The 26,374-nt window shown below is 62.1% G+C and carries 24 protein-coding genes and 1 pseudogene; 16 read left to right on the forward strand and 9 right to left on the reverse strand.

Annotated features, from left to right (window positions below):
- The 4 genes from DYL61_RS12185 to DYL61_RS12200 form a co-directional block, all read left to right on the forward strand.
- Positions 1-584, forward strand: a 584-nt coding sequence (locus tag DYL61_RS12185) for an alginate O-acetyltransferase AlgF (RefSeq protein ID WP_135308499.1), incomplete at its 5' end; no start/stop codon positions are given.
- Between the two features lie 73 nt (positions 585-657).
- On the forward strand, positions 658-2,109 hold the full coding sequence (locus DYL61_RS12190; protein WP_135308500.1) for a mannose-1-phosphate guanylyltransferase/mannose-6-phosphate isomerase: 1,452 nt from the start codon (positions 658-660) through the stop codon (positions 2,107-2,109).
- Between the two features lie 248 nt (positions 2,110-2,357).
- A complete protein-coding gene (locus DYL61_RS12195; RefSeq protein ID WP_135308501.1) occupies positions 2,358-2,822 on the forward strand; it encodes a multidrug transporter in 465 nt (154 codons plus the stop codon).
- Between the two features lie 14 nt (positions 2,823-2,836).
- Entirely contained in the window at positions 2,837-3,649 is an 813-nt protein-coding gene (locus DYL61_RS12200) for an SDR family oxidoreductase (RefSeq protein WP_135308502.1), read from the forward strand.
- On the opposite strand, the gene DYL61_RS12205 is transcribed toward DYL61_RS12200, so the two are convergent.
- Positions 3,646-4,503 (reverse strand): LysR family transcriptional regulator, encoded by an 858-nt coding sequence (locus DYL61_RS12205; protein ID WP_135308503.1) that lies wholly within the window; start codon positions 4,501-4,503, stop codon positions 3,646-3,648. The two genes, DYL61_RS12200 and DYL61_RS12205, sit on opposite strands and share 4 nt — an antisense overlap.
- A gap of 111 nt (positions 4,504-4,614) precedes the next feature.
- On the opposite strand from DYL61_RS12205, the gene DYL61_RS12210 reads away from it, so the two are divergent.
- The 3 genes from DYL61_RS12210 (at position 4,615) to DYL61_RS31575 (ending at position 6,898) form a co-directional block, all read left to right on the forward strand.
- Positions 4,615-5,796: an MFS transporter gene (locus tag DYL61_RS12210; protein WP_135308504.1), complete on the forward strand. Its 1,182-nt coding sequence runs from the start codon at positions 4,615-4,617 to the stop codon at positions 5,794-5,796.
- A complete protein-coding gene (locus tag DYL61_RS12215; protein ID WP_135308505.1) occupies positions 5,793-6,194 on the forward strand; it encodes a DUF4440 domain-containing protein in 402 nt (133 codons plus the stop codon). Before DYL61_RS12210 ends, DYL61_RS12215 begins: the two co-directional genes overlap by 4 nt.
- 236 nt (positions 6,195-6,430) lie before the next feature.
- Positions 6,431-6,898 carry a hypothetical protein gene (locus DYL61_RS31575; protein WP_135308506.1) on the forward strand — a complete coding sequence of 156 codons (468 nt, stop codon included), beginning with the start codon at positions 6,431-6,433 and terminating at the stop codon, positions 6,896-6,898.
- A gap of 227 nt (positions 6,899-7,125) precedes the next feature.
- On the opposite strand, the gene DYL61_RS12225 is transcribed toward DYL61_RS31575, so the two are convergent.
- The 4 genes from DYL61_RS12225 to DYL61_RS12240 are packed head-to-tail and all read right to left on the reverse strand — an operon-like array spanning position 7,126 to position 11,910.
- Positions 7,126-7,986, reverse strand: coding sequence for an efflux RND transporter periplasmic adaptor subunit (locus DYL61_RS12225; RefSeq protein ID WP_135308507.1), 861 nt, complete (start codon positions 7,984-7,986; stop codon positions 7,126-7,128).
- A 10-nt stretch (positions 7,987-7,996) separates the two neighbouring features.
- On the reverse strand, positions 7,997-8,197 hold the full coding sequence (locus DYL61_RS12230; protein ID WP_135308508.1) for a DUF1656 domain-containing protein: 201 nt from the start codon (positions 8,195-8,197) through the stop codon (positions 7,997-7,999).
- Positions 8,187-10,364, reverse strand: a complete 2,178-nt coding sequence (locus tag DYL61_RS12235; RefSeq protein WP_135308509.1) for an FUSC family protein — start codon at positions 10,362-10,364, stop codon at positions 8,187-8,189. Before DYL61_RS12235 ends, DYL61_RS12230 begins: the two co-directional genes overlap by 11 nt.
- Positions 10,365-10,374: 10 nt before the next feature.
- Positions 10,375-11,910 carry an efflux transporter outer membrane subunit gene (locus DYL61_RS12240; protein WP_135308510.1) on the reverse strand — a complete coding sequence of 512 codons (1,536 nt, stop codon included), beginning with the start codon at positions 11,908-11,910 and terminating at the stop codon, positions 10,375-10,377.
- Positions 11,911-12,092: 182 nt separating this feature from the next.
- Here DYL61_RS12240 and DYL61_RS12245 point away from each other — a divergent pair, with 182 nt between their 5' ends.
- The 5 genes from DYL61_RS12245 (at position 12,093) to DYL61_RS12265 (ending at position 16,695) form a co-directional block, all read left to right on the forward strand.
- Positions 12,093-13,061, forward strand: a complete 969-nt coding sequence (locus DYL61_RS12245; RefSeq protein WP_135308511.1) for a LysR family transcriptional regulator — start codon at positions 12,093-12,095, stop codon at positions 13,059-13,061.
- A 231-nt stretch (positions 13,062-13,292) separates the two neighbouring features.
- Complete coding sequence (locus DYL61_RS12250) at positions 13,293-14,267, forward strand: 2-hydroxyacid dehydrogenase (RefSeq protein ID WP_135308512.1); 975 nt, start codon at positions 13,293-13,295, stop codon at positions 14,265-14,267.
- Between the two features lie 194 nt (positions 14,268-14,461).
- Positions 14,462-15,364: a chemotaxis protein CheV gene (locus tag DYL61_RS12255; protein ID WP_135308513.1), complete on the forward strand. Its 903-nt coding sequence runs from the start codon at positions 14,462-14,464 to the stop codon at positions 15,362-15,364.
- Positions 15,361-15,843, forward strand: a complete 483-nt coding sequence (locus DYL61_RS12260) for a GNAT family N-acetyltransferase (protein ID WP_135308514.1) — start codon at positions 15,361-15,363, stop codon at positions 15,841-15,843. The genes DYL61_RS12255 and DYL61_RS12260 overlap by 4 nt, the downstream gene beginning before the upstream one ends.
- A 108-nt stretch (positions 15,844-15,951) precedes the next feature.
- Entirely contained in the window at positions 15,952-16,695 is a 744-nt protein-coding gene (locus DYL61_RS12265) for a YkgJ family cysteine cluster protein (protein WP_135308515.1), read from the forward strand.
- Positions 16,696-16,831: 136 nt separating this feature from the next.
- Here the strand turns inward: DYL61_RS12265 and DYL61_RS12270 are convergent, their stop codons facing one another.
- From DYL61_RS12270 to DYL61_RS12280, 4 genes and pseudogenes are all read right to left on the reverse strand, one after another.
- Complete coding sequence (locus DYL61_RS12270) at positions 16,832-17,935, reverse strand: methyl-accepting chemotaxis protein (protein ID WP_420825072.1); 1,104 nt, start codon at positions 17,933-17,935, stop codon at positions 16,832-16,834.
- A gap of 195 nt (positions 17,936-18,130) precedes the next feature.
- Positions 18,131-18,412 (reverse strand): annotated as a pseudogene (locus tag DYL61_RS31885) (PAS domain-containing protein); the annotation flags it as partial.
- A 107-nt stretch (positions 18,413-18,519) separates the two neighbouring features.
- The gene (locus DYL61_RS12275; protein ID WP_193559436.1) at positions 18,520-19,302 is read right to left on the reverse strand and encodes a transporter substrate-binding domain-containing protein; all 783 of its coding nucleotides are present in this window, start codon (positions 19,300-19,302) and stop codon (positions 18,520-18,522) included.
- 170 nt (positions 19,303-19,472) lie between these two features.
- Entirely contained in the window at positions 19,473-19,706 is a 234-nt protein-coding gene (locus DYL61_RS12280; protein ID WP_105696103.1) for a hypothetical protein, read from the reverse strand.
- A 213-nt stretch (positions 19,707-19,919) separates the two neighbouring features.
- Between DYL61_RS12280 and DYL61_RS12285 the strand changes: the two genes are divergently transcribed.
- Genes DYL61_RS12285 through DYL61_RS12300 form a run of 4 tightly spaced genes read left to right on the forward strand, consistent with a single transcriptional unit; the run spans position 19,920 to position 26,228 of the window.
- Positions 19,920-21,086 carry an efflux RND transporter periplasmic adaptor subunit gene (locus tag DYL61_RS12285; RefSeq protein WP_135308518.1) on the forward strand — a complete coding sequence of 389 codons (1,167 nt, stop codon included), beginning with the start codon at positions 19,920-19,922 and terminating at the stop codon, positions 21,084-21,086.
- Complete coding sequence (locus DYL61_RS12290; protein ID WP_135308519.1) at positions 21,083-24,172, forward strand: multidrug efflux RND transporter permease subunit; 3,090 nt, start codon at positions 21,083-21,085, stop codon at positions 24,170-24,172. Before DYL61_RS12285 ends, DYL61_RS12290 begins: the two co-directional genes overlap by 4 nt.
- A 9-nt stretch (positions 24,173-24,181) precedes the next feature.
- Positions 24,182-24,874 (forward strand): heavy metal response regulator transcription factor, encoded by a 693-nt coding sequence (locus tag DYL61_RS12295; RefSeq protein ID WP_135308520.1) that lies wholly within the window; start codon positions 24,182-24,184, stop codon positions 24,872-24,874.
- On the forward strand, positions 24,864-26,228 hold the full coding sequence (locus DYL61_RS12300) for a heavy metal sensor histidine kinase (RefSeq protein ID WP_135308521.1): 1,365 nt from the start codon (positions 24,864-24,866) through the stop codon (positions 26,226-26,228). The genes DYL61_RS12295 and DYL61_RS12300 overlap by 11 nt, the downstream gene beginning before the upstream one ends.
- Positions 26,229-26,374: the final 146 nt, after the last annotated feature.

Consider the following 26,374-nt stretch of genomic DNA (forward strand, 5'->3'; position numbering starts at 1 on the left):
TGTCTGCCTTCGCCGGTGGTGACGCCGCCCTGTACGGCCCGACCGCGCCAAAAGGTTCGAGCTTCGTACGGGTCTACAACGCCAGCAACCAGGAAGTGAGCGCCACCGTTGGCGCCACCAACCTGAGCGATGTTGCGCCACTGGCCAGCAGCGATTTCAGCTTTATGCCCGGCGGTGACTACAGCGCCAAGATCGGCAGCCAGACCGTGCCGGTCAAACTTGCCGCCGACCACTACTACACCCTGGTCAACAGCGGCAGCGGTCAGCCTCAACTGATCGAAGAACCGCCGTTCAAGAACAAACAGAAGTCCCTGGTACGCGTGCAGAACCTCAGCGACAAGGCCCTGACCTTGAAGACCGCTGATGGCAAGACCGACGTGGTCAAGTCGGTCGCCGCCAAGGGCCGTGGCGAGCGTGAAATCAACCCGGTGAAGGTAAGCCTGGCGTTGTATGACGGTGACAAGAAAGTCGGCGATGTGAAGCCGGTTGCTTTGGAACGTGGTGAAGCGGCGGTGCTGTACGTGACGGGCTCCGGTTCGAGCCTGTCGCCGGTCTGGGTGAAACGCCCGGTGTCGACCCGCTGATTAGCTTTTTCAACTTGAGGCCCGCCCCTGTCGGGGTGGGCTCTGACCCCAATCGATTCAAGGAGAAACACCCATGATCCCAGTCATCCTTTCCGGTGGTAGCGGCTCCCGTCTTTGGCCGTTGTCGCGTAAACAGTTCCCTAAGCAGTTCCTGGCCCTGACCGGCGAGCACACGCTGTTCCAGCAAACCCTGGAACGCCTGGTATTCGAAGGCATGGACACGCCGATTGTGGTCTGCAACAAGGACCACCGGTTCATCGTCAACGAGCAACTCAACGCCCGTAAGCTGGAAAGCCAACGCATCCTGATGGAACCGTTTGGCCGCAACACCGCGCCGGCCGTGGCCCTCACCGCGATGATGCTGGTCAATGAAGGCCGCGACGAGCTGATGCTGGTGCTGCCGGCCGACCACGTGATCGACGACCAGAAAGCCCTGCAACGTGCCCTGGCCCTGGCCACCGTGGCCGCCGAGCGCGGCGAGATGGTGCTGTTCGGCGTACCGGCCACCCGTCCGGAAACCGGCTACGGCTACATCAAGTCCACCGCCGATTCGCTGCTGCCCGAGGGCGTGAGCCGCGTCGAGCAGTTCGTGGAAAAACCCAATGAAAAACGCGCCGTCGAGTTCGTCAAAAGCGGCGGTTATTTCTGGAACAGCGGCATGTTCCTGTTCCGCGCGAGTCGCTTCCTCGAAGAGCTGAAAAAGCACGACCCGGACATCTACGACACCTGCCTGCTGACCCTGGAGCGCAGCGAGCAGGATGCCGACACGGTGTCCTTCGACGAAGCGACGTTCGCCTGCTGCCCGGACAATTCCATCGACTACGCCGTGATGGAAAAAACCCAACGCGCCTGCGTGGTGCCGCTGAGCGCCGGTTGGAGCGACGTGGGTTGCTGGGCGTCGCTGTGGGCGGTCAACGATAAAGACGCCGACGGCAACGTCACCAAGGGCGACGTGGTGGTGCAGGACAGCAAGAACTGCATGATCCACGGCAACGGCAAGCTGGTGTCGGTGATCGGCCTGGAAAACATCGTGGTGGTGGAAACCAAGGACGCGATGATGATTGCTCACAAGGACAAGGTCCAGGGCGTCAAGCAGATGGTCAACACCCTCAACGAACAGGGCCGCAGCGAGACCCAGAACCACTGCGAAGTCTATCGTCCGTGGGGCTCCTACGACTCGGTGGACATGGGCGGGCGCTTCCAGGTCAAGCACATCTCGGTCAAGCCGGGTGCGTGCCTGTCGCTGCAAATGCACCACCACCGCGCCGAACACTGGATCGTGGTCAGCGGCACCGCCGAAGTGACCTGCGACGAGAACGTGTTCCTGCTCTGCGAGAACCAGTCCACCTACATCCCAATTGCCTCGGTGCACCGCCTGCGCAACCCGGGCAAGATCCCGTTGGAGATCATCGAAGTGCAATCGGGCAGCTATTTGGGCGAAGACGATATCGAGCGGTTTGAAGATATCTACGGTCGTTCGACGCCGGTTGAGCGTGGGGTTTCGGTGAAAACTATCGCGCAGTAAAACAGTCCTACAAGAAGCCCCCGTCCAGCCGACTGCGTCCCCTATCCGCAGCCGGTTGGGCGGGGGCTTTTTTTGGATTTGTGCTGACTTTAAAGGCCTCATCGGGGGCAAGCCCCCTCCCACATTTGAATGTATTCACAAATCAAAGGTGGGAGGGGGCTTGCCCCCGATGAGGCCCGCCAGAACACCGGATAGTCAACCTGCCTCCCTCACAGTAGGATGGTTCATCCATTCGCGAGGCTCTCTCCATGTTCTTCGGCGTTCTCCTGATCATCACCTGGCTGATCCTGCTGCTGCGCTACCCCGCCAAAGCCCTGCCCGTATCCCTCGCCGCTGCCGTAGGCCTGGGTTTCGTGGCAATCTGGGTGGTGTGGCTGGACAACCGCGAGGCCTCGCAGCTGGCGCGCCTGGAACTGCGCATCACCTACGCCCCGCAGGAATGCCCCGCCGACCGCCCGCTGAAACTGGTCCTTAACAACGGCAACGACGTACCGCTGACCGAACTGCGCTGGCGTGTCGCCGCCTATGCACCGGGCGACACCGTCAACCTGGCCGACAACGTCTACGCCGCCCCGCGCTATCGCGGCCCCGGCGAGCTACAGGCCGGCGCCACCTGGGAAGACTGCCTGCCCACACCGCCATTACGCCCCGGCTACCGCCCACAAACCCTGGAATTTCGTGCCGAACACCTGCAAGGTGGCTTCTCGGACTGACAAAGGACTGCCCCATGCCCAACGTACTCATCACCGGCTGCTCCAGTGGCATCGGCCGCGCATTGGCTGACGCCTTCAAAGCCGCCGGCCACAGCGTGTGGGCCAGCGCCCGCCGTCCGGAGGATGTCGCCGCCCTCGCCGCTGCCGGTTTTAACGCGGTCGAACTGGACGTCAACGACAGCACCGCCCTGCAACGCCTGGCCGAACAACTGGGCGAGTTGGACGTGCTGATCAACAACGCTGGATACGGCGCTATGGGCCCATTGCTCGACGGCGGCACCGAAGCCATGCAACGCCAATTCGAAACCAACGTGTTCTCCATCGTCGGCGTGACCCAGGCACTGTTCCCGGCCCTGCGCCGCAGCAAAGGGTTGGTGGTGAATATCGGCAGTGTTTCCGGGGTGCTGGTCACGCCGTTTGCCGGCGCCTACTGCGCATCCAAAGCCGCCGTGCATGCGTTGAGTGACGCCTTGCGTATGGAGTTGGCACCGTTTGGCGTGCGGGTGATGGAAGTACAACCGGGGGCGATAGACACAAGCTTCGCGAAAAACGCCGGCGCGCAAGCCGAATTACTGATCAGCGAAAAATCCCCCTGGTGGCCGCTGCGCGAAGGCATCCGCGCGCGCTCCCAGGCCTCGCAGGACAATCCGACGCCGGCGAGCCAGTTTGCCGAGCAAGTGCTCAAGGGCGTGCAACAAGCGACACCGCCGCGCCTGTTGCGCGCGGGGAATGGCAGCCGGGCACTGCCGTTGATGGCGGCTCTGTTGCCCAAGGGGTTGCTGGAGACGGTGTTGAAGAAACGATTCGGGTTGGGTGGCTCGCTCTAGCCTTTCATAAAATCAATAAACGCCCGCACCTTCATCGGTAAATGTCGGGTATCCGGATACATTCCATAGATCCCTTGAGGCGCAAAGCGATGATCCGGCAAAAGGCGCACCAAGCGCCCGGCGTCCAGATCGTCCTGCACCAACCATTGGGGCAACACCGCCGCCCCCTGGCCACGCACGGCAAAGGCCTGGAGAACGGCCGCACTGTCCGCCACTAGCGCGGTTGGACCGGTGCGGTATTGATGCACCTCCCCCGCCGGGTCGGTCACGCTCAATTCCGTCAAGCGTCCGTGCCCGAGCGCGGGCACCGCCGCCAACTCATCCAGCGTGCGTGCCTGGGTTAAGCCCGGTGCCGCCACCGCGTAAACCTCGTAGGTCGACAGCTGCACCGCACGGTGGGTGGAGTCGATCAGCCGTCCCAAGCGAATCGCCACGTCAAAGCGTTCGGAGATCAAGTCGGCATGGGTGGAGGATGTGGATAAGTGAATATTCAGGTCCGGATGCAGGCGGCGAAAGGCCTCCACCGCCGGAGCGACCACGGCCAATGCATATTCCACTGTGGTGGTAATACGTAACGTGCCTTTGAGCTGGGCGTGCTCTGAGCGCGCCTCCTCTACCGCCAGTCGCGCCTCTTCGAGCATGCGTGTGCAGCGCAGATAGAAGCGCTCGCCTGCGTCGGTCAGCGCCAGTTGGCGGGTGTTGCGGGTCAGCAACGTCACACCCAGCTCCGCCTCCAGGCGCTTGAGATTGAAGCTGACCACGGCACGGGTTTGGCCCAGCAGGTCGGCGGCGGCGGTCAGCGAGCCGGCCTCGACCACGGCTTTGAAGGTGTCGAATCGGTCCAGGCTGACCATGGGCAACCCACTCCTTTGTCAAAATATTTTTGACAAACTAACAGGCAAACCGGCGTAGCCCAAACCCTTTCCCCGGCCTACCCTGCCCACCTCATTCGCAGGATTGCGTTCATGGCCTACCGCTCGAAAATCGCCTGGATCTTTTTACTCGGCTTCGCCCTGGACCTGGTGAACATGTTTGTCGCCACCGTCGCCTACCCGGATATCGCCCGCGAGCTACACGCCTCGGTTACGCAATTGGCGTGGATCAGCAACGCCTACATGCTCGGCCTCACGCTGATCATTCCGTTCAGCGTCTGGCTGGCGGCGCAGATGGGTGAGCGCACACTGATCGCAGCCAGCCTGTTGCTGTTCGCCGGGGCGTCGGTGATGGTGGGCCAGGCGAGTTCGATTGAAACGCTGATCGGCTGGCGCGGCCTGCAAGGGCTGGGTGGTGGTTTGCTGATTCCCGTGGGGCAGGCGATGGCTTATCGGCACTTTCCCGCGACTGAGCGCAGCCAACTGACGGCGCGAGTGATGTCGGTGGCGTTGCTGGTGCCGGCGCTATCCCCGGCCTTGGGCGGGCTGATGGTCGACAGCGTGTCCTGGCGCTGGATCTTCTACGCCAACCTGCCGCCGGCCTTGATCACCCTGTTGCTGGCGCTGCTGTGGATAAAACCGGATGCACCCACGACCCTGCGCCCGGCCTTGGAGGTGGGCAGTATTTTCCAGCAGATTCGCAGCCCGATGTTGCGCGTGGCGATGCTGGTCTATCTGTTCATCCCCGGCGTGTTCATCGGCACCAGCCTGATCGCCATCCTCTACCTGCGCGGCCTTGGCTATGACGCAACCCGGACCGGCGCGCTGATGCTGCCGTGGGCACTCGCGTCGGCGCTGGCGATTTTTATCAGCAAAAAATTCTTCAACCGCAGCGGTCCGAAGCCGTTGCTGCTGGCCGGCATGGCGCTGCAATGTGTGGGTATTCTGTTGCTCAACCAAGAATTGGTCATTCCTGCCTACGTCCTGATGGGCCTGGGCGGCAGCCTGTGCAGCAGCACCGCGCAGACCCTGGCATTTCTGGATATCCCCGCCGACCGCATGGGTCACGCCAGCGCCTTGTGGAATATCAATCGCCAGCTCAGTTTTTGCCTGGGTGCGGCGGCGCTCAGTGGGCTATTGTCGGCCTTGGATTCCTTCGCCATCACCTTCACGATGGCGGCAGCCCTGACACTGCTGCCTCTTTTCGCGGTGCTGCGCCTGGATACTTCCAGGGTACGCACGCTGCTTCACCCTGCCAGCGAGCCACAACGATGATCGACTACAGCGATTTTTTTGAAGAAGTGATCCAGACCCACGTCGAGATCGAACAATGGTTTGCCGGGGTTGCGCCTGAGGGCACCTTGCAAAACCTGCTTGCGCGCTTTTCCCCGGAATTCAGCATGGTCGCCCCGGCGACGGGTGCACGGGTGAATACAGCCGGAGTGAATGCGCTGTTTACACGCCTGGGCGGCATGCGCCCGGGATTGAAAATCACCCTGAGCGAAATGACCGGGATCGACCGGCACGCACGCGGGGCGACGGTGACCTACCGCGAGCATCAAGTGGATGACAGCGGCACCCAGACGGACCGCCGCGCCACCGTGATATTCGAGAAACAGGCCAGCGGTGCGCTGCTTTGGCGGCATCTGCACGAAACCTTCATCAAGGCCTGACGCAGTTGAACAATGTGGGAGGGGCGGTGCGACGATTCGACTTGCCCCCGATAGCGGTGGGTCAGTCAGCATATTTGTGACTGATACACCGCTATCGGGAGCAAGCTCCCTCCCACCTTTTAGTTTTGTGGTTAGCCCGTCAGGTCAGGTCCTACAAGAAACAGCGAACGGCCTGACATCATTTCAAGAAATCAATCCTCAGGCTCTTTCACCTCTGTCTATTCACAGGTGAAAGGATGCCCAGCAACTTCCTGCAAAGCGGTGTGCCGGATGCGCACACCACAACCCGGCAACGACTGACCAACCTGCTGGACCTGCCCAAGCTCTACCAAACCATTGACGCCGACCCGGCTATTGCCGGGGCTGGGGTGGTGCATATCGGCAGTGATTATCAAGTGACGGTGCTGAGAGAGTTTGTGCCGTTGTGCAGCATCAGCCCCAAGCGAGTGCCGCTTTTGCGGTCGCTGGCAGCGGCCGGGTTTCGATCAGGGCCTGTATTGCTCGTAGTCGTGGCCACCCTGAACGCTATGCTTGCGGCGGACTACCTGGGGAACCACCCCGTCACGATGTTTGCGGTATTCCCTCTGTTCCAATCCTTGGCCTGCCTGCTGATGCTTAATACACGGAACCACCGGCGCTTTGTCAGCATGCTGCGGGTCAGGCGTCGACGTAAAACCAGAGTCGCCGAGTCGTTCATTCACTGAAACGACATACTACGACCGAACTACCAACAAAGATCAAATGTGGGAGGGGGCTTGCCCTAATGCCAGTCAGTTAAGAAGTAGCAAGCTCCCTCGCCACAAGTACGGTGTTTGCCCTTAACTGACTGGCATTAGGGCTTGCCCCCGATAGCGGTGGGTCAGTCAGCATATTTGTTACTGATACACCGCCATCGGGGGCAAGTCGAATCGTCGCACCGCCCCTCCCACATTTAGTTCTGGGTTTGGTTCACGATAACGGTGCAGGTAATACCGGCCGCCAACAACACTCCTTCCGGCACTTCATCAATATGAATCCGCACCGGCACACGCTGGGCCAAGCGCACCCAGTTGAACGTCGGGTTCACATCCGCCACCAGCTCGCGGCTCTCGGGGTTGTCGCGGTCGTAGATGCCGCGCGAGATGCTTTCCACGTGGCCCTTGAGCGTTTCGCCGCTCATCAACTGCATATCGGCTTTGTCGCCCACTTTCACATGGGGCAATTTGGTTTCTTCGAAGAAGCCGTAGACCCAGAACGAGTTCATATCCACCACGGCCATTTTGGCCTCGCCAATGCGCGCATAGTCGCCGCGATGCACATTGAGGTTGGTGACGTAACCGTCCACCGCCGCCAGCACTTGGGTGCGTTTGAGGTTCAGCTCGGCCGCTTCCAGCTGCGCCTGCGCATGTTGGTAATCGGCGAGTGCCGAGTCGGCGATGTTGCTGGCGTCGTCGCGGTTCTCTTTGGAGATCACCAGGGCGTCGAGGTCGGCGCGGCGGTGGGCGTTGACCTTGCGCATTTCCCAGGTGGCTTTGCGCGAAGCCACCAACGATTGCGCTTGTTTGACGGCAATGCGGTAGTGCTCGGGATCGATCTGCATCAGCAGGTCGCCCTTTTTCACCAATTGGTTATCGCGTACGGGCACGTCGATGACTTCACCGGTCACGTCGGCGGCGACGTTGATGATGTCGGCGCGCACACGGCCGTCGCGGGTCCACGGGGTCTCCATGTAGTGCACCCACAAGGTGCGGCCAATCCAGATTGCCAACGCCAGTACCAGCAGGGTGGCAAGCAGGCTGAAAAACTTTTTCATCAGGGCATTCTCAACGGTAGACGGTCAGCGCCAGGGCGCCGAACAGACAAACGAACAGGCTCAGGCGCAGCAACGCCGGGTGCCAGAAAAAACGGTACAGGTCGAACCCGGACAGGAAACGATCCAGCCCCCAGGCCAGCCCCGCCGCGATCAGGAACATCAAGGTCATGGTCGGCATGTAGATGCCGTGGAACGCGATTTCACGGGGCATGCGCGGCTCCTTTGAGGGCAGCGAGGGGCGATTGCGGGTCGAGCAACGAAGTGCGGATAAAGTGCAGGTAGCTCTTCACCCGGCGCAGGGCCGAGGTGTCGAAGTGCGGGGCGAAGGGTTCGTCGGTGGCCTGCACGCGGCTGATCGCGTGGTCGACGGCGATCAGGCCGCGTTCCAGATTGCTCGCGCTGGGTTGCAGGAACAGGCGCACCAATGAGCGACCCATCACGCGGATTGCCTGGCGCCACGGCTGGGATTCAGCGTACGCCGGGTGCACCGGCAGAATTGCCTGTTCCTTGCGCAGTTCGATGATTGCGTGGCCGACTTCCAGCACCACGAACATCCAGCGCAACAAGTCGCGTTGCACTTGCGGCTGGCCGACCGCGAGGCCGTAGGCCTGGTGCAGCAGGTCGCGGGTGCGGCTTTCGAAGCTCGACGCCAGGCCCTTGAGCTTGCCGCTGATGGCATACACCACTTGCTCGCGCAGGTCCTGCTCCATTCGGCGCCACAACCAGCGGCTGTTGGGCGGCAGGATGATCGCCCCGGCCGCCGCGCACACCAGCATGCCGATGATCATGGCGATGTAGTCGTTGATAAAGGTGTAGGGGTTGTAGATCGTGAGGTTGTCCGGCACCGAGCCGGTGCTGAAAAAGATCAGCAAGCCAACGCCGACGCCTGCGTACTGCGGGCGTGAGGCGAGGAACGCGCCGAGGATGATCACCGGGGCGAGCATCACGCACAGCAGCGGGAAGCCGTCGATCCAGGGGAACACGAAGAACATTTCGACAAAGCCCACCAGCGCGCCGATCAAGGTGCCGCAGGCCATCTGGAAGGCCATGCGCTTGGGGTTGGGCGTGGCGGCGGACAGGCCGACGGTGGCGGCGGCGATCAAGGTCATGGTGGCGCCGCTGGGCCAGGCGGTGGCGACCCAGTAACTGCCCAGCACGATGAGGATGAACGACGCACGAATCCCCGAGGCGGCGCAGGCCAGCCAGTTGGTTTTCGGGGTGTAGGCTTCGTGCCAGTCTTCACGCTCATGGCGATGGTCGGCCAGGGACGCATGGGTTTGCGCGTAGTTGTGCAGGTCGTCGACGAAGCGGTAAAGCAGCTCGTAGGCGGTGTGGAAGTCCAGTTGCTCGGCTTCGGTGGGGGCTTCTTCCTGGAACGCTGCACGCAGGCTGCGCACCTTGGCGGGCAGGCCGTCCTTGTAGGCGGTGAGCTGCGTGACCAAGCGCGCCGCATCGGGGCTGGTGAGGGCGCGGCCGGAGAAACCGTCGAGCAGTTCGGCCAGGTCTTGCAGCCCTGGCTTGATCGCCGCGACCACGTGGTCGGCCTCGTCGGTGCGCAGCCGTTCGAGCAACTGGTGCAGGGCGTTGAAGCGCGTGGTGAGGCTCATGAATTCGCTGTTGAGGCGACTGAGCCGACCATTGCGCCGACGCATGTGCGGGTCTTCAAACACGGTGAGGCTGCGCAACCCTTCAAGGCCCACGGCTTCGGCGATAAAACGCACGTTGCTGGCCTCGAAACCCTCGCGCTGACTGCGACCGCGCAGGCCATCCGTCACAAACAGCGCGAACACGCCAAAACGCTGGTACAGCGCGTTGCGCATCGCGGCGCTGGAGGTTTGCGGCAGGATCGCCGCACTGACCAACGTGGAGCACAAAATCCCCAGGGAGATTTCCAGCACCCGCCACACCGCCGCCATGAATGCGCCGTCCGGATGGGCCAGGGCAGGCAAACCGACCATCGCCGCGGTGTAGCCGGCCAGCACAAAACCATAGGCGCGAAAGTTGCGATTGCGCGTCGCGCCAGCGGTGCACACGCCGACCCAGATCGCCAACGCGCCAAGGAACAGCTCAGTGTTCTGTGCAAACAACGCAATCAAGAACACCATCACCGCCGACCCGGCCAAGGTGCCCAGGAAGCGATAGAAACTCTTGGCAAACACCTGGCCGCTCTGCGGTTGCATCACGATAAACACGGTGATCATCGCGGTGCGCGGTTGCGGCAGCTCCAGGCGCATCGCCAGCCACAGCGTGAGGAACGCGGCGATCAGCACCTTGAAGATATACACCCAGGTCACGCCGTCGCTGCGCGCCCAGTCGAAGAAACCGCGGCGCCACTCAAGGGCGTGCAACCAGCGCAGCGGTGCAGGCAAGGGAGTCATTCAATCCTACTCAGTGATCAAACACGGCGAGGGCCGCCGGGGTCTTGCTCGGGAGGGTCTTGGCGTCCTGGGGTACGTCGTTGCCGGCACCGAGGCCGCCGCCCAGGGCGGTGACCAGTTCGGCGTGGGCGCTCAGGCGTGCGGCCTGGACTTGTTGCTCGATCTGCTGCTGATGGAACAGCAAGGTCTGGGCGTTGAGCACGTTGAGGTAGTCGGTGAGGCCGCGTTGATAGGCGATCATCGCGATGTCGTAGGTTTTCTGCGCCGAGGCCACCGATTGCGCGGCGAAGGTCGATTGCTTGTCCATGGATTCGCGACGGATCAACTGGTCGCTGATGCCTTTGAGCGCATTGACCAGGGTCTGGTTGTACTTGGCCACGGCAATGTCATAGCCGGCGCTGGCTTCACCCAACTCTGCGCGCAGGCGGCCGCCGTCGAAGATCGGCAGGGTGATCGCCGGGCCCACGTTGTAGTTGAATTTCTTGCCGGCCAGAAACTCCAGCATGCCGCCGCCGGTGGCCATATAGCCAAGGCTGCCCACTAGGTCGACGTTGGGATAAAACCCGGCATGGGCCACATCGATGCCACGGGCTTGCGCAGCAACTTGCCAGCGGCTGGCGACCACGTCCGGGCGCTGGCCGAGCAATTGCGCGGGCAGGCTCGAGGGCAATTTCAACGGCGCGGCAAGGGCCAGGGTGGGACGCTGCAATTTTGCGCCCTCCCCCGGGCCTTTGCCGGCCAACGCCGCGAGCTGGTTACGGCTCAAGGCGATTTCTTCGTCCAGGGCGTCCAGTTGGCGATGGGTTTCCGGCAACGGGGTCTCGGCCTGGCTCACGTCGAAGTGCGTGCCGATCCCGGCGTCCAGGCGTTTGTTGGCCAGGTCGAGGATCTGCTGTTGCTGGGCCAACGTGGCGGCGACGATATCGCGGTTGGCGTAGTGCAATGACAACTGGATATAGGCGCGCACCACGTTGTTCTGCAATTCGAGCTGGGCCTGGCGTGCTTCGGCGGCGCTCATATGGGCCATGTCCACCGCGCGCTCGGTGGTGTTGCTTTCGCGGCCCCACAGGTCGAGGGCGTAGCTCAGGCCCAGGGACGAATTGTTGTCCCAGGTGTTGGCGCCGCTCAGCTCGCCGGGGCCGTAGAACTGGTCTTTCGGCCAGTTGTGGCGCTTGAGAGTGGTGTCGCTGTTGATCTGCAACGACTCGGCCGACTCGGCAATCCCGGCCATCGCGCGGGCTTCACGCACGCGAGCGGCGGCCATGGCCATGCTCGGGCTGTCTTGGGTAGCGAGGGCGACCCAGCGATTGAGCTGGGGGTCGCCATAGGCCTGCCACCACTGGGCGGTGGGCCAATGCGCGTCCTGAGCAGCGCTCTGGATCGCTTCGTCGGTGACCAGGGTATTGGCATTGAGGGCCTGGCCTTGGGGGGCGATTCCTCCGGTTCCGATGCAGCCGCTGATTGCAAACGATAAGGCGCAAACACTGAGAGCCTTAAGCCCTCCGTTAATGAGAGTCTTCAGCTCTCTGCTGATGCGACGCGGCACGGTGAACGAGTTCCTGAGGTGGTAACGCGGGGTAGGTGGCGCAATTCTAGGCGGCGCCAGGGAGGACGATAAGCTGGCATTCCTGTGAATCTTTGTTACCGTTCAAGCGATAATCCGTTGGTAGGGATCACTGGACGGCGTAACTTTCTGTCACAATTTGTTATCTCCCCTGAGAACACTCCATGGACACTTTGCAAAACATGCGCGCCTTCAGTTGTGTGGCCGAGGCTGGCAGCTTCACCGCCGCCGCCGTGCAACTGGACACCACCACGGCCAACGTTTCGCGCGCGGTCTCCAACCTTGAGGCCCATCTGCAAACCCGCTTGCTCAACCGTACCACCCGTCGCATTGCGCTGACCGAGGCCGGCAAGCGCTATTTGCTGCGCTGCGAACAGATCCTCGCGTATGTCGAAGAAGCCGAAGCCGAAGCCAGCGACGCCCACGCCCGCCCCGCCGGTCAGTTGAAAGTGCACACCATGACCGGTATCGGCCAGCATTTCGTCATCGACGCGATTGCCCGCTACCGCCGCACCCACCCCGACGTGACCTTCGACCTGACCCTGGCCAACCGCGTGCCCGACCTGCTCGACGAGGGCTACGACGTGTCCATCGTGCTGGCCAGCGAGCTGCCGGATTCGGGCTTCGTGTCCCAACGCCTGGGCATCACCTACAGCATCGCCTGTGCCTCGCCGGAATACGTCAAGGCCAAGGGCTGCGCACAGCGCCCCCACGATTTGCTCAACCACGCCTGCCTGCGTCTGGTCAGCCCGGTGATCCAGCTGGACAAATGGACCTTCAACGGCCCCGAAGGCCAGGAAAGCGTGGCGATCAACACCTCGCCGTTCCTGGTGAACTCGGCCGATGCGATGAAAACCGCGATCACCAGCGGCATGGGCGTTGGCCTGCTGCCGGTGTATGCGGCCATCGAAGGTCTGCGCAACGGCACCCTGGTGCGGGTGATGCCCAACTACCGCTCCCAGGAGCTGAACCTGTACGCCATCTACCCGTCGCGCCAGTACCTGGATGCGAAGATCAAGACCTGGGTGGAGTACCTGCGCGGTTCATTGCCGGAGATTCTGGCGGCGCATCAGGCGGAGTTGGTGGCGTATGAGCTGAGCGGCAGCCTTAGCGGCGCTCGCCTGGCGAACTGATCTCTATCAGACAATGCGGTTTAAATGTGGGAGGGGCGGTGCGACGATTCGACTTGCCCCCGATGAGGGAGTGTCAGCTACTGGATTAGTTGGCTGACACATCGCCATCGGGGGCAAGCCCCCTCCCACACTTTTGAACTGTGTTCACATTGGTTTTGCAGTGTCCTGACAATTGTGGGCAAGAATGTTAGCTTGCTTGGCATTCTTCCGTAGTCGATGAGCCCGCCTGCAATGAAAAAGACTGTCCTCGCCTTCAGCCGTGTCACCCCGGAAATGATCGAACGCCTGCAACAGGACTTCGACGTGATCGCGCCCAATCCCAAGTTGGGCGACATCAATGCTCAATTCAATGAAGCCCTGCCCCACGCCCACGGGTTGATCGGTGTCGGTCGCAAGCTGGGCCGCGAGCAGTTGCAAGGCGCGAGCAAGTTGGAAGTGGTGTCCAGCGTATCGGTGGGCTACGACAACTACGACGTGCCCTACTTCAATGAACGCGGGATCATGCTCACCAACACCCCCGACGTGCTCACCGAAAGCACCGCCGACCTGGCCTTTGCCCTGCTGATGAGCAGCGCGCGCCGCGTGGCGGAACTGGATGCCTGGACCAAGGCCGGCCAGTGGAAAGCCAGCGTCGGTGCACCGTTGTTCGGTTGCGATGTGCACGGCAAGACCCTGGGCATCGTCGGCATGGGCAACATCGGCGCGGCCGTGGCTCGCCGTGGTCGCCTGGGTTTCAACATGCCGATCCTGTACAGCGGCAACAGCCGCAAGACTGAAGTTGAACAAGAGCTGGGCGCGCAGTTCCGCAGCCTGGACCAGTTGCTGGCCGAGGCGGATTTCGTGTGCCTGGTGGTGCCGTTGAGCGACAAGACCCGTCACCTGATCAGCACCCGCGAACTGGGCTTGATGAAGTCCAGTGCGATCCTGATCAACATTTCCCGTGGCCCGGTGGTGGATGAGCCGGCGCTGATCGACGCGCTGCAAACCGGGCGCATTCGTGGAGCGGGGCTGGATGTCTACGAGCAGGAGCCGTTGGCTGAGTCGCCACTGTTCCAACTGAGCAATGCGGTGACCTTGCCGCATATCGGCTCGGCAACGAATGAAACCCGCGAAGCCATGGCCAACCGTGCCCTGGAGAACCTGCGCAGTGCGTTGCTGGGCCAGCGTCCGCAAGACCTGGTGAACCCGCAGGTCTGGAAGGGCTGACATAGACACGGTAGGAACTGGTTTGTTGTGGCGAGCGAGCTTGCTCGCGCTGGAGTGCGAAGCGCTCCCAGGCTTTTGGGGCTGCTTCGCAGCCCAGCGGGAGCAAGCTCCCTCGCCACAGGTTGCTCTACAGTTTTCATTGCGCCAGTCGATAACCTTCCATAGATCTCATCCCTGATCCACAGAAGGTTTTTATGTCCACCACCAAAGCCCGCGCAGATTCGCTCTCGCTTCTGCTCTTTACCCTGCGCAGCGGCAAGCTGATGGCGATCAACCTGCTGAAAGTCAGCGAAATCATCCCTTGCCCGCCGCTGACCAAGCTGCCGGAGTCCCACCCCCACGTCAAAGGCATCGCCACCCTGCGCGGAGCCTCGCTGTCGGTGATCGACCTGAGCCGTGCCTTGGGGGAAATGCCCCTGCAAGACCCGGATGGCGGCTGCCTGATCGTCACCGATGTGAGCCGCTCCAAGCAGGGCCTGCATGTGCAGGCGGTGAGCAAGATCGTGCACTGCCTGACCACCGACATTCGCCCGCCGCCCTTTGGCTCCGGCGGTAATCGTTCGTTTATCACCGGGGTGACTCAGGTCGAAGGCGGTTTGGTGCAGGTGCTGGATATCGAGAAAGTGATCCACGGCATCGCGCCAGCGCAGATTGAAGCCGCGCCCACCGACCTGACCATGGAAGAGGCCGAAGTGCTGGGCAATGCGCGCATCCTGGTGGTGGACGACAGTCAGGTCGCCCTGCAACAGTCGGTGCACACCCTGCGCAATCTCGGCCTCACATGCCACACCGCGCGCAGTGCCAAGGAAGCCATCGATGTGCTGCTGGAGCTGCAAGGCACCGTGGAGCAAATCAACGTGGTGGTCTCGGATATCGAGATGTCCGAGATGGACGGCTACGCCCTCACCCGCACCCTGCGTGAAACCCCGGACTTCCAGGAGCTTTACGTGCTGCTGCACACCTCCCTGGACAGCAAGATGAACAGCGAAAAAGCCCGTGTGGCCGGGGCCGATGCGGTGCTGACCAAGTTCTCGTCGCCCGAGCTGACCAAGTGCCTGGTGGTCGCCGCGCAAACCGTGGCGCAAAAAGGTCTGTGAGCGAATATTTCCAACTGCTGCGCCGTGACCTGACGGGCAGCCTGCCCGCGCCACAGTGGCCGGCCGATACGCAGTTGGACCATTACCGTGATGACCTCGCCCCGGCGATTCACGCGGTGTTGCGCATGACCCAGGCCCAAGGCGGTGGCCGCGTGCCCAACCTGGAAACCTGGCAACAGCAGTTCACCACCGACGCCGAGTTCGACCCCGCGCTGTGCCTGGTGGCCAGTAACGCCGAGGGTATTCTGGGTGTGGCGCAATGCTGGACCAGCGCGTTTATCAAGAACCTCTCGGTACACCCCTGCGCCCAAGGCCAAGGTGTGGGCCGCGCGTTGTTGCTGCACAGCTTCCAGGTGTTCAAGCAACGCGGCGAACCCTATGTGGACCTCAAGGTGCTGGAGAGCAATCTGCGGGCGCGGCAGCTGTATGAAAGTGCAGGAATGAGATTTGTCCTACGCGATGTAGTGACAGACGTCTGACACTCACTGGCGTACAACTTGCTTCCAGAGTGGCAATACGGTGAACAGAGGTAAAAACCCGTCACCGTTCACGCGAGCCCTCTGACCTAGCCTGGTGACAGATCCGCCATGAACACTCAATTTTCCTGCGTCGGTTGTGGCAAATGCTGCACCGACCATCATGTCCCCCTGACCCTCGACGAAGCCCGTATGTGGGCGGCGGATGGCGGTAACGTCATCGTTCTAGTCGAGGGTTTCCTCGGCAATGGCCTGGGCCTGCCCGAGCAACAACGCGAACACGCCGAGCGTCGTTCGGTGGTGGTGCCCAGCGGCAACACCGAGGCGTTTGTCGCCATCACCTTTGCCGCCTACAACGCCGGGCGCTGTCGGAATCTTGACGAAGACAACCTGTGCCGCATTTATGAACGCCGGCCGCTGGTGTGTCGCATCTACCCGATGGAAATCAACCCGCATATCCCGCTGAACCCCGCCGCCAAGGATTGCCCGCCGGAATCCTGGGAACAGGGCCCGGCATTGATTGTCGGCGGCGAGTTGATGGACCGGGAGTTGGCCGAGCTGATCCAACGCTCACGCCAGGCCGACCGCGACGATGTGCAGACCAAGGAGGCGGTGTGTGGCTTGCTGGGGATTCGCACTACGGCGCTGAAGGGCGATGGGTTTACCGCGTACCTGCCGGATATGGGAGCGTTTGCCCAGGCGATAGAACTGGCGGTGGATCGGCCGTCCTCGGGCAATGAGTGGGTGTTTCATGTGTCGGGGATGGAGATAGCCGAGCAGGTGCTGGAGGCGGGGGCGCAGGTGGCGACTGAGGTGCCGGCCAACTATGCGTTTATTCCTTTAAGGGCTGCATAAGCTTCACTGGCCTCATCGGGGGCAAGTCGAATCGTCGCACCGCCCCTCCCACACTTGACCGAGTTCCAACTTTGGAATGCAGTCAAAGGTGGGAGGGGGCTTGCCCCCGATGAGGCCGGCACATTCACCTCAAACCTCACTGCCGGCGCCGCCCACTCCAAAACTCCCGCGCCAACTGCCGCAAATCCTCCGCCAACGCCGCCACATCCTCGGAACTGAGCTGGCTCTGCTGCCCCGCGTTGACAGTGGCCTCCCCCGCATCCCGTATGCCAACGACATTACGGTTGATGCCCTCGCTCACCACGCTTTGCTCCTCCACTGCCGCCGCAATCTGCTGGCTCATGGCGGTGATTTGCATCACGCGCTGGCTGATGCCATCCAATGCCGCAGCGGCCCTTTGCGCCTGCTGCACGCTGGCTTCGACGTGTTCGCTGCTTTGCGCCATGGCCTGCACCGCATCCCGTGCGCCGCCTTGCAGGGTGCTGATCATGCGTTGGATTTCATCGGTGGACTGCTGGGTGCGTTGGGCCAGGCCGCGCACTTCATCGGCGACGACGGCAAATCCGCGCCCCTGTTCGCCCGCACGTGCGGCTTCGATGGCAGCATTCAGCGCTAACAGGTTGGTCTGCTCGGCAATCGTGCGGATCACTTCCAGCACGCCGCTGATTTCGCCGCTGTGGTGTTCCAACTGATGGATCACCTCCGTGGCCCGCGCCAACTCCTGGGACAGGCGCAATACCGCATCCCGGCTTTCGTCCACACGCCGATGGCCTTCGCGGGTCTCGTTGCCGGCCTGGTCCGCCGCCTTCGACGCTTGCTGTGCATGATTGGCCATCTCGGCCACGCTGGCGGCCATTTCGTGAATTGCTGCGGCCACCTGGTCGGTTTGGGTTTGCTGGCCAAGGCTGCTGGCGTGACTACTGTCCAAGTGTTGCACCAACTGCACCGCATGCCCCGACAGGCGCTGGGCGGCATCGCCGATGCGCCCCACTACCGCGCCGACCTGGGTTTCAAGCATCTGCAGGGCAAATTCGATTTGCCCGCATTCGTCGCGGCGTCCGGTGTAGATCACCTGGCTCAGGGGGTTGTCGGCAATCAAGCGTGCACGTTCATTCAATTGGGTCAGGGGCCGAATGATCACCTTGACGCCAGTGGCCCCCACCGCACATCCCACCACTAGCGCCAACAGCTGCCACGCCAGCGAATACGCTGCCAACCCTTGGCCCAGTGCCCAGGTCATACCGCCAGTTACAGCGGCCCAGGCCGAGAGCTTTGCGCCCATCCCCACTGCTGGCCATCGGTGCAACGTGCCGGTGCGTAACCGTGAATAAGCCCGCTCCGCCGCCGCGACTTTGCGTCCATCGGGTTTGGTGCGCACCGATTGGTACTCCACCGTCACCCCGTCCCGGGTCACAGGCGTGGCATAGGCGCTGACCCAATAATGGTCGCCATTCTTGCAGCGGTTTTTCACCATACCCATCCACGAGCGCCCGGCCTTCAAGGTTCGCCACATATGGGCGAACGCCTGCGGCGGCATATCCGGGTGGCGCAGCACGTTATGCGGCGCACCCAGCAGTTCGTCACGGCTGTAACCGCTGACGTCGATAAAGTCCTGGTTGGCATAGGTAATCGCGCTGGTCAGGTCGGTGGTCGAAAGAATGTTGGCGTCGGGGGCAACGTCCACATTTCGACCGGTGACCGGCAGATTGATCTTCATGGATTAGCGCGCTCGTGATTGTTGGAGGAGTCGGCAGGGCGTCGACTCTAAGCGCACCGTTCGGGCAAATACTGACCCAGCTCATGTTCCGCGCAATTAATTCGCCATTACGGGCGGGAAGGTAAAGCGTCCAGCCGATAAGGCTGCAGGATTCGATGGTATTCGCCGTTTTGCATCAACTGCTCGAGGGCACTGTTGAGTTCCTGGAGCAAGGCGGTGTCCGGCTTGCGCACCGCGATCGCCACACCGCCCCCCAACATCGGTGCTGAAACAGCAGGGCCGAGAAAGTCAAAATCCTCGCCGTCGGGGGTGTCGAGCAACGCTTCGCGAATTTCCACGGTGCCTTGCAGGGTGGCATCGATGTCACCGGCGACCAGGCTGCTGACCAGTTCGTGATTGAGCCAGAAACTCTTGATGATGACGCCCTCCGGCGCCCACTCGGCCAGGGCAAAAGCCTCACGGTTGCTACCCAACAACACGCCGACACGCTTGCCCTTGAGCGAACGCACGGTGGGCAGCAAACCTGATTTGCGACGGGCAACCAGATGGGTGGTAAAGGGATAAAGATTATCGGTGAAGTTGACCGACCGCAGGCGTATGGGGGTGGGCGCGATGCCCATGATGGCGTCGAATTTCCTGGCATCCAGGGCTTTGAAGTCTTCCACCAGCACCTGATCGACCCAGGTGCAGCGCACGTTCATCTGCTGGCACAGGGCATTGCCCAAATCGATATTCAGCCCGACCAACTGCCCTTGCGGGTTGCGGCTTTGAAAGGGAGGGAACAGCGCGGCAACGGCAAAACGGATTTCACTGCGCGGCACATCATCGGCCGCAGCGACATCAACCGACAGCAATAAGACAAGCGCTACACAAATGTGTATGAGGGCCACGGGAAGCATCCTTTTCCGAAAGAACCAGCCTCACCACGCGTCATCCCGATTGAAAAAACCGGGGCGAAACGGAGGCTGGGCAAGCTTTCAAGAAACGGAGGCTGCCCTACAAGCAGAAAAGTCAGCAGCAAATGTAGGCAAACGCCGCAAAATATTTCAGTTTTTTATTCTCAGCGTTTACCCATCGAACGACGAGTACCCGGCGGCGCCATGCCCGGGGTCTTGGTATGGCCGTTCTTGGCGCCATTTTTGTACCAGGGTTGGGCAGCATTCTTCGCCCCGGCCAGCTCACCCGGCTTGAACGGAAACTTGAACGCCGGGATCTCGGCTTTTTCAACACCTTCGGCGCTGGCCGGATCGACGAGGTCGGTCGCTTCAACAGGGGGTTGTGTCGGGGAAGTCATGAAAGCTCCGGAACGTGCAAAAAATGGCGCGGGGCCGACTTGCGGGCCACGCTGGCGCGCAGTATACCTGCCCGCCTCGGATCTTTAACCACCGCCTGTACGAATGGTCTGCGCTGACTGACAGCGCTGTCAGTTAGCAGTCACCTTGCTGACCGGATTGGCGGGCTATAAAGACCTTTATTCTTCCCATCCTTTTGTCCTGGCGCCTCACCCATGCAAATTCAACGAAAAACCGCCCTGATCGTGGGTGTCCTCGTGGTGCTGGCCGCGGCCGCCTGGGCCTTGACCCGGCCAGCCAAGACCAAACTGGCGGCGCCCACTGCGATTCCGGTGCGCGTAGTGAGCGTGGCGCAGCAGGATATTCCGCGTTTTGTCAGTGGCATCGGTTCGGTGTTGTCGTTGCACAGTGTGGTGATTCGCCCGCAAGTGGACGGCATCCTCACCCAATTGCTGGTCAAGGAGGGCCAACTGGTCAAGGCCGGCGACCTGCTGGCGACCATCGACGACCGTTCGATCCGCGCCAGCCTCGACCAGGCCAAGGCGCAACTCGGGGAAAGCCAGGCGCAGTTGCAAGTGGCACTGGTCAACCTCAAGCGCTACAAGGAGTTGAGCGTCGACGACGGCGTGTCCAAGCAGACGTATGACCAGCAACAAGCCCTGGTCAACCAGCTCAAGGCCACCGCGCAAGGCAACCAGGCGGCGATTGATTCGGCACAGGTTCAGCTTTCATACACGAAGATTCGTTCTCCGGTGACCGGCCGCGTCGGTATTCGCACGGTGGATGAAGGCAACTTCCTGCGCATGAGCGACACCCAGGGCCTGTTTTCCGTGACCCAGATCGACCCGATTGCCGTCGAGTTCTCCCTGCCGCAACAGATGCTGCCCACCCTGCAAGGCCTGATCGCCGCCTCGGATAAAGCCAGCGTCGACGCCTACATGGGCGCCGACACCGACAGCCAGACCGGCAATTTACTCGGCGAAGGCCACTTGAGCCTGATCGACAACCAGATCAACTCCACCACCGGCACCCTGCGCGCCAAGGCGGAGTTCAACAACGCCGCGCAGCGCCTGTGGCCAGGGCAATTGGTGACCATCAAGATCCAGACCGCCCTCGACAAAAACGCGCTGGTGGTGCCGCCGACCGTGGTGCAACGCGGCCTGGACTCACACTTTGTGTACCGCCTCAACGGAGACAAGGTCGACGTGGTGCCGGTGCAAGTCACCTACCAAGACAGCGACGTCAACATCATCAAGGGCGTACAGGCCGGCGACGTGCTGGTCAGCGACGGCCAATCGCGGCTCAAGGCCGGCGCCCAGGTGGAGGTGCTCAAGGAGCCGCCACAAGTGATCCAGACGGTTGATGCCAAGGTGCAACGATGAGCCGCTCGCCGTCCGCCTGGTGCGTCGACCACCCGGTCGCCACCCTGCTGCTGACTTTCGCCCTGGTGCTGCTGGGGCTGATTGCCTTCCCGCGCCTGGCCATCGCCCCACTGCCGGAAGCGGAGTTCCCGACGATCCAGGTCAGCGCCACCCTGCCCGGCGCAAGCCCGGACACCATGGCCTCGTCCGTGGCGACGCCGTTGGAGGTGCAATTCAGCGCCATCCCCGGCATGACCCAAATGACCTCCAGCAGTGCCCTCGGCTCAAGCCTGCTGACATTGCAATTCACCCTGAACAAAAGCATCGACACCGCCGCCCAGGAAGTCCAAGCGGCGATCAATACCGCGTCCGGCAAATTGCCCAGCGATATGCCGAGCCTGCCGACCTGGCGCAAGGTCAACCCGGCAGACAGCCCGGTGCTGATCCTCAGCGTCAGCTCCAACAGCATGCCCAGCACTGAGTTGAGCGACTACGTGGAAACCCTGCTGGCCCGGCAGATCAGCCAGATCGACGGCGTCGGCCAGATCAACATCACCGGCCAGCAACGCCCGGCGATTCGCGTGCAAGCCTCCCCGGACAAACTCGCCGCCATTGGCCTGACCCTCGCCGACGTGCGCCTGGCCATCCAGCAGTCGAGCCTCAACCTGGCCAAGGGCGCGATCTACGGTGAGAACAGCGTGTCGACCCTGTCCACCAACGACCAGTTGTTCCACCCGGAGGACTACGCGCAGTTGATCGTGTCCTACAAGGACGGTGCACCGGTTCAACTGCGGGATATCGCCAAAGTCATCAACGGTTCGGAAAACGCCTACGTGCAGGCGTGGTCCGGCGACACACCGGGGGTCAACCTGGTGATCTCACGCCAGCCCGGCGCGAACATCGTTGAGACTGTGGACCGCATCCAGTCTGAGCTGCCACGCCTGCAAGGCATGTTGCCGGCATCGGTACAGGTCAGCGTATTGACCGACCGCACCAAGACCATCCGCGCCTCCCTGCATGAAGTGGAAGTGACCCTGCTGATCGCGATCCTGTTGGTGGTGGCGGTGATGGCGCTGTTCCTGCGCCAGTTGTCGGCGACGCTGATTGTGTCCAGTGTGCTTGGTGTGTCGCTGGTGGCCAGTTTTGCGCTGATGTACCTGATGGGGTTCAGCCTGAATAACCTCACCCTGGTGGCCATCGTGATCGCCGTGGGGTTTGTGGTGGACGACGCCATCGTGGTGGTGGAAAACATTCACCGCCACCTCGAAGCCGGGCTCGACAAACGCGAATCGGCGATCAAGGGCGCGGGGGAGATCGGCTTTACCGTGGTGTCCATCAGCTTCTCGCTGGTGGCGGCGTTTATTCCACTGCTGTTCATGGGCGGTGTGGTCGGGCGTCTGTTCAAGGAGTTTGCGCTGACGGCGACCTCGACCATCCTGATTTCCGTGGTGGTTTCGTTGACCCTGGCGCCCACCCTGGCCGCGCTGTTTATGCGTGCGCCGACCCATCATGCCCATGCCAAACCCGGTTTCAGCGAGCGCCTGCTGGCCGGCTATGCGCGCAATCTGCGCCGTGCGCTGGCCCATCAGCGCACCATGGCGGCAATCTTCGTGGTGACCCTGGCCCTGGCCGTGGTCGGCTACGTGTTTATCCCCAAGGGTTTTTTCCCGGTACAGGACACCGGTTTTGTACTCGGCACCAGCGAAGCGGCGGCTGACGTGTCGTACCCGGACATGGTCGCCAAGCACAAGGCGCTGGCCGAGATCGTCAAGGACGACCCGGCGGTGGAGGCGTTTTCCCATTCGGTGGGGGTGACGGGCAGCAACCAGACCATCGCCAACGGCCGTTTCTGGATCGCCTTGAAGGACCGTGGCGAGCGCGATGTGTCTGCCAGCCAGTTCATCGACCGCATCCGTCCGAAACTCGCGCAGGTGCCGGGCATCGTGCTGTACCTGCGCGCCGGGCAAGACATCAACCTGAGTTCCGGCCCCAGCCGCGCCCAATACCAGTACGTGCTCAAGAGCAACGACGGCCCGACGCTGAACACCTGGACCCAGCGCCTCACGGAAAAACTGCGCGCCAACCCAGCGTTCCGCGACCTGTCCAACGACCTGCAACTGGGCGGCAGCATCACCCATATCAGCATCGATCGGCAGGCGGCGGCCCGCTTCGGTCTGACGGCCACCGATGTCGACCAGGCGCTGTACGACGCCTTCGGCCAGCGTCAGATCAACGAGTTCCAGACCGAGATCAACCAATACCAAGTGGTCCTCGAACTGGACACCCAGCAACGTGGCAAGGCCGAGAGCCTGAACTACTTCTACCTGCGCTCGCCGCTGACCAACGAAATGGTGCCACTGTCGGCGCTGGCCAAGGTCGACCCGCCTACCGTGGGCCCACTGTCCATCAGCCATGACGGCATGTTCCCGGCTGCCAACCTGTCGTTCAACCTAGCGCCCGGCGTGGCGCTGGGCGATGCGGTGATCATGCTCAACCAGGCCAAGAATGAGATCGGCATGCCGACCACCATCATCGGTAACTTCCAGGGTGCGGCGCAGGCGTTCCAGAGCTCGCTGGCCAGCCAGCCATGGTTGATCCTCGCGGCGTTGGTGGCGGTGTACATCATCCTGGGGGTGCTGTACGAAAGCTTCGTACATCCGCTGACAATCATCTCGACCTTGCCTTCGGCGGGCTTGGGCGCATTGATCATGCTGTCGCTGATGGGCCAGGACTTTTCGATCATGGCGCTGATTGGCCTGGTGCTGTTGATCGGTATCGTGAAGAAAAACGGCATTCTGATGATCGACTTCGCCCTCGACGCCCAGCGCGTGCGCGGCTTGCCGCCAGAGGAAGCGATTTATGAAGCCTGCGTCACGCGGTTCCGTCCGATCATCATGACCACCCTCGCCGCCCTGCTCGGCGCCGTACCGCTGATGCTGGGCTCCGGCCCCGGCGCGGAGATGCGCCAACCGCTGGGTATCGCGGTGGTCGGCGGGCTGCTGGTGAGCCAGGCGCTGACGCTGTTCACCACGCCGGTCATATACTTGTACCTCGAAAAGTTCTTCCACCGGCCCACACCAACGCCTGCGTTGGCGACCACACATTGAGGCGGTGACATGCGCGTCCTGATTATTGAAGATGAAGAGAAAACCGCCGACTACCTGCATCGCGGCCTCACCGAGCAAGGCTACACCGTCGATGTTGCCCGCGAAGGCGTCGAGGGCTTGCACCTGGCGCTGGAAAACGACTACGCGGTGATCGTGCTCGACGTGATGCTGCCCGGCCTCGACGGCTTCGGCGTGCTCCGTGCACTGCGCGCGCGCAAGCAAACCCCGGTGATCATGCTCACCGCCCGCGAGCGTGTGGAAGACCGCATTCGCGGCCTGCGCGAAGGCGCCGATGATTACCTGGGCAAGCCGTTTTCGTTCCTGGAACTGGTGGCGCGCCTGCAAGCCCTGACCCGTCGCAGTGGCGGCCATGAGCCGGTGCAGGTCACGGTCGCCGACCTGTGGATCGACCTGATCAGCCGCAAGGCCAGCCGTAACGGCCTGCGCCTGGACCTGACCGCCAAGGAGTTTTCACTGCTCAGCGTATTGGCGCGGCGCCAGGGTGAAATCCTGTCCAAGACCGCCATTGCGGAAATGGTCTGGGACATCAATTTCGACAGCGACGCCAACGTGGTCGAAGTCGCGATCAAGCGCCTGCGCGCCAAGCTCGACGGGCCCTTCGAACAGAAACTGCTGCACACCATTCGGGGCATGGGCTATGTGCTGGAGAGTCGCCTGCAGGAAAAATCAAGTGCCAGCTAACTCGATTGCCCTGCGCCTGAGCACCTTGTTCACCCTGGTGGCGGCGCTGATCTTCCTGTTGATCGGCGGCGCGCTGTATCAGCAGGTGGACCGCAGCCTGGGCTTGCTGCCGGGCGCTGAATTGGATGCGCGCTACAGCGTGCTGGAATCCTCGATCAACCGCTTCGGCACGCCGGACCACTGGGTGAAGATGCAGGCCAAGCTCAAGTTGCTGAGCGAGGAAGACAAGCGCATTCGCTTCTGGGTGGTGAGCAGCGACCCGACCTACGAGTATGGCAACCCGGACGCACAGATCCGCGCCTTCGCCGAGGGGCCGACGGGCACACGGGATTTGCGCCTGCCGGGGCGTGACTACCCGCTCAAGGTGCTGGTCAGCCAATTTCCGGCCAAGGACCAGCGCCCGCCGCTGCGCTTTATGATCGCCATCGACACCGAAAATTTCCGCGCCACCCAGCACCATTTGTTGGTGGCGTTGATCAGCCTGGCGTTGGTGGGTGTGGTGATGGCGTCGTTGCTGGGTTTCTGGGTGGCGCGCATCGGCCTCAAGCCGCTGGGCAAGCTCTCTGACGAGGCGCAGAAACTGGCGCCGCCCAAGCTCTCCGGGCGCCTGCACCTGTCGCCACTGCCGCCGGAATTGAGCCAGTTCGTCAATTCGTTCAACTCCACCCTCGACCGCGTGGAACAGGCCTATTCGCGCCTGGAGTCGTTCAATGCCGACGTGGCCCACGAACTGCGCTCGCCGCTGACCAATCTGATCGGCCAGACCCAGGTGGCACTGACCCGTGGGCGGTCGGCCGAGCATTATTTCGAGGTGCTGCAATCGAACCTCGAGGAGCTGGAGCGCCTGCGCTCGATCATCAACGACATGCTGTTCCTCGCCAGCGCCGACCAAGGCAGCAAGGCCACCAAGCTGACTCAAAGCTCATTGGCCGATGAAGTGGCGACCACCCTCGACTATTTGGACTTCATCCTCGAAGACGCCCAGGTCCAGGTGCAGGTGCACGGCGATGCCCAGGTGCAGATTGAAAAAGCCCACTTGCGCCGCGCATTGATCAACCTGCTGAGCAATGCGGTGCAGCACACCGCGCCGGGGCGGGTCATCGCCGTCAATATCGACGTGACAGAACATCAGGTGAGCATCGGTGTGACCAACCCCGGTGACGCAATTGCCAGCGAGCATCTACCGCGCTTGTTTGAACGCTTCTATCGGGTCGACGCCTCCCGCAGCAACAGCGGCGCCAATCACGGCCTGGGGCTGGCGATCGTCAAGGCAATTGCGCTGATGCATGGCGGCGATGTGTTTGTGCGCAGCGGCAGTGATGGCAATACCTTCGGCATTACTTTGCCCGTCTAAACACCGCAGATAAAAAATGTGGGAGGGGGCTTGCCCCCGATGGGGGTGTATCAGTCAGCACATTTGATACTGACCCACCGCTATCGGGGGCAAGCCCCCTCCCACATTTGAACCCCTGCACACCAACTGTTGCGATTTGGGCAACA

It is taken from the genome of Pseudomonas nabeulensis (assembly GCF_004682045.1).
Taxonomy (GTDB): Bacteria; Pseudomonadota; Gammaproteobacteria; order Pseudomonadales; family Pseudomonadaceae; genus Aquipseudomonas; species Aquipseudomonas nabeulensis.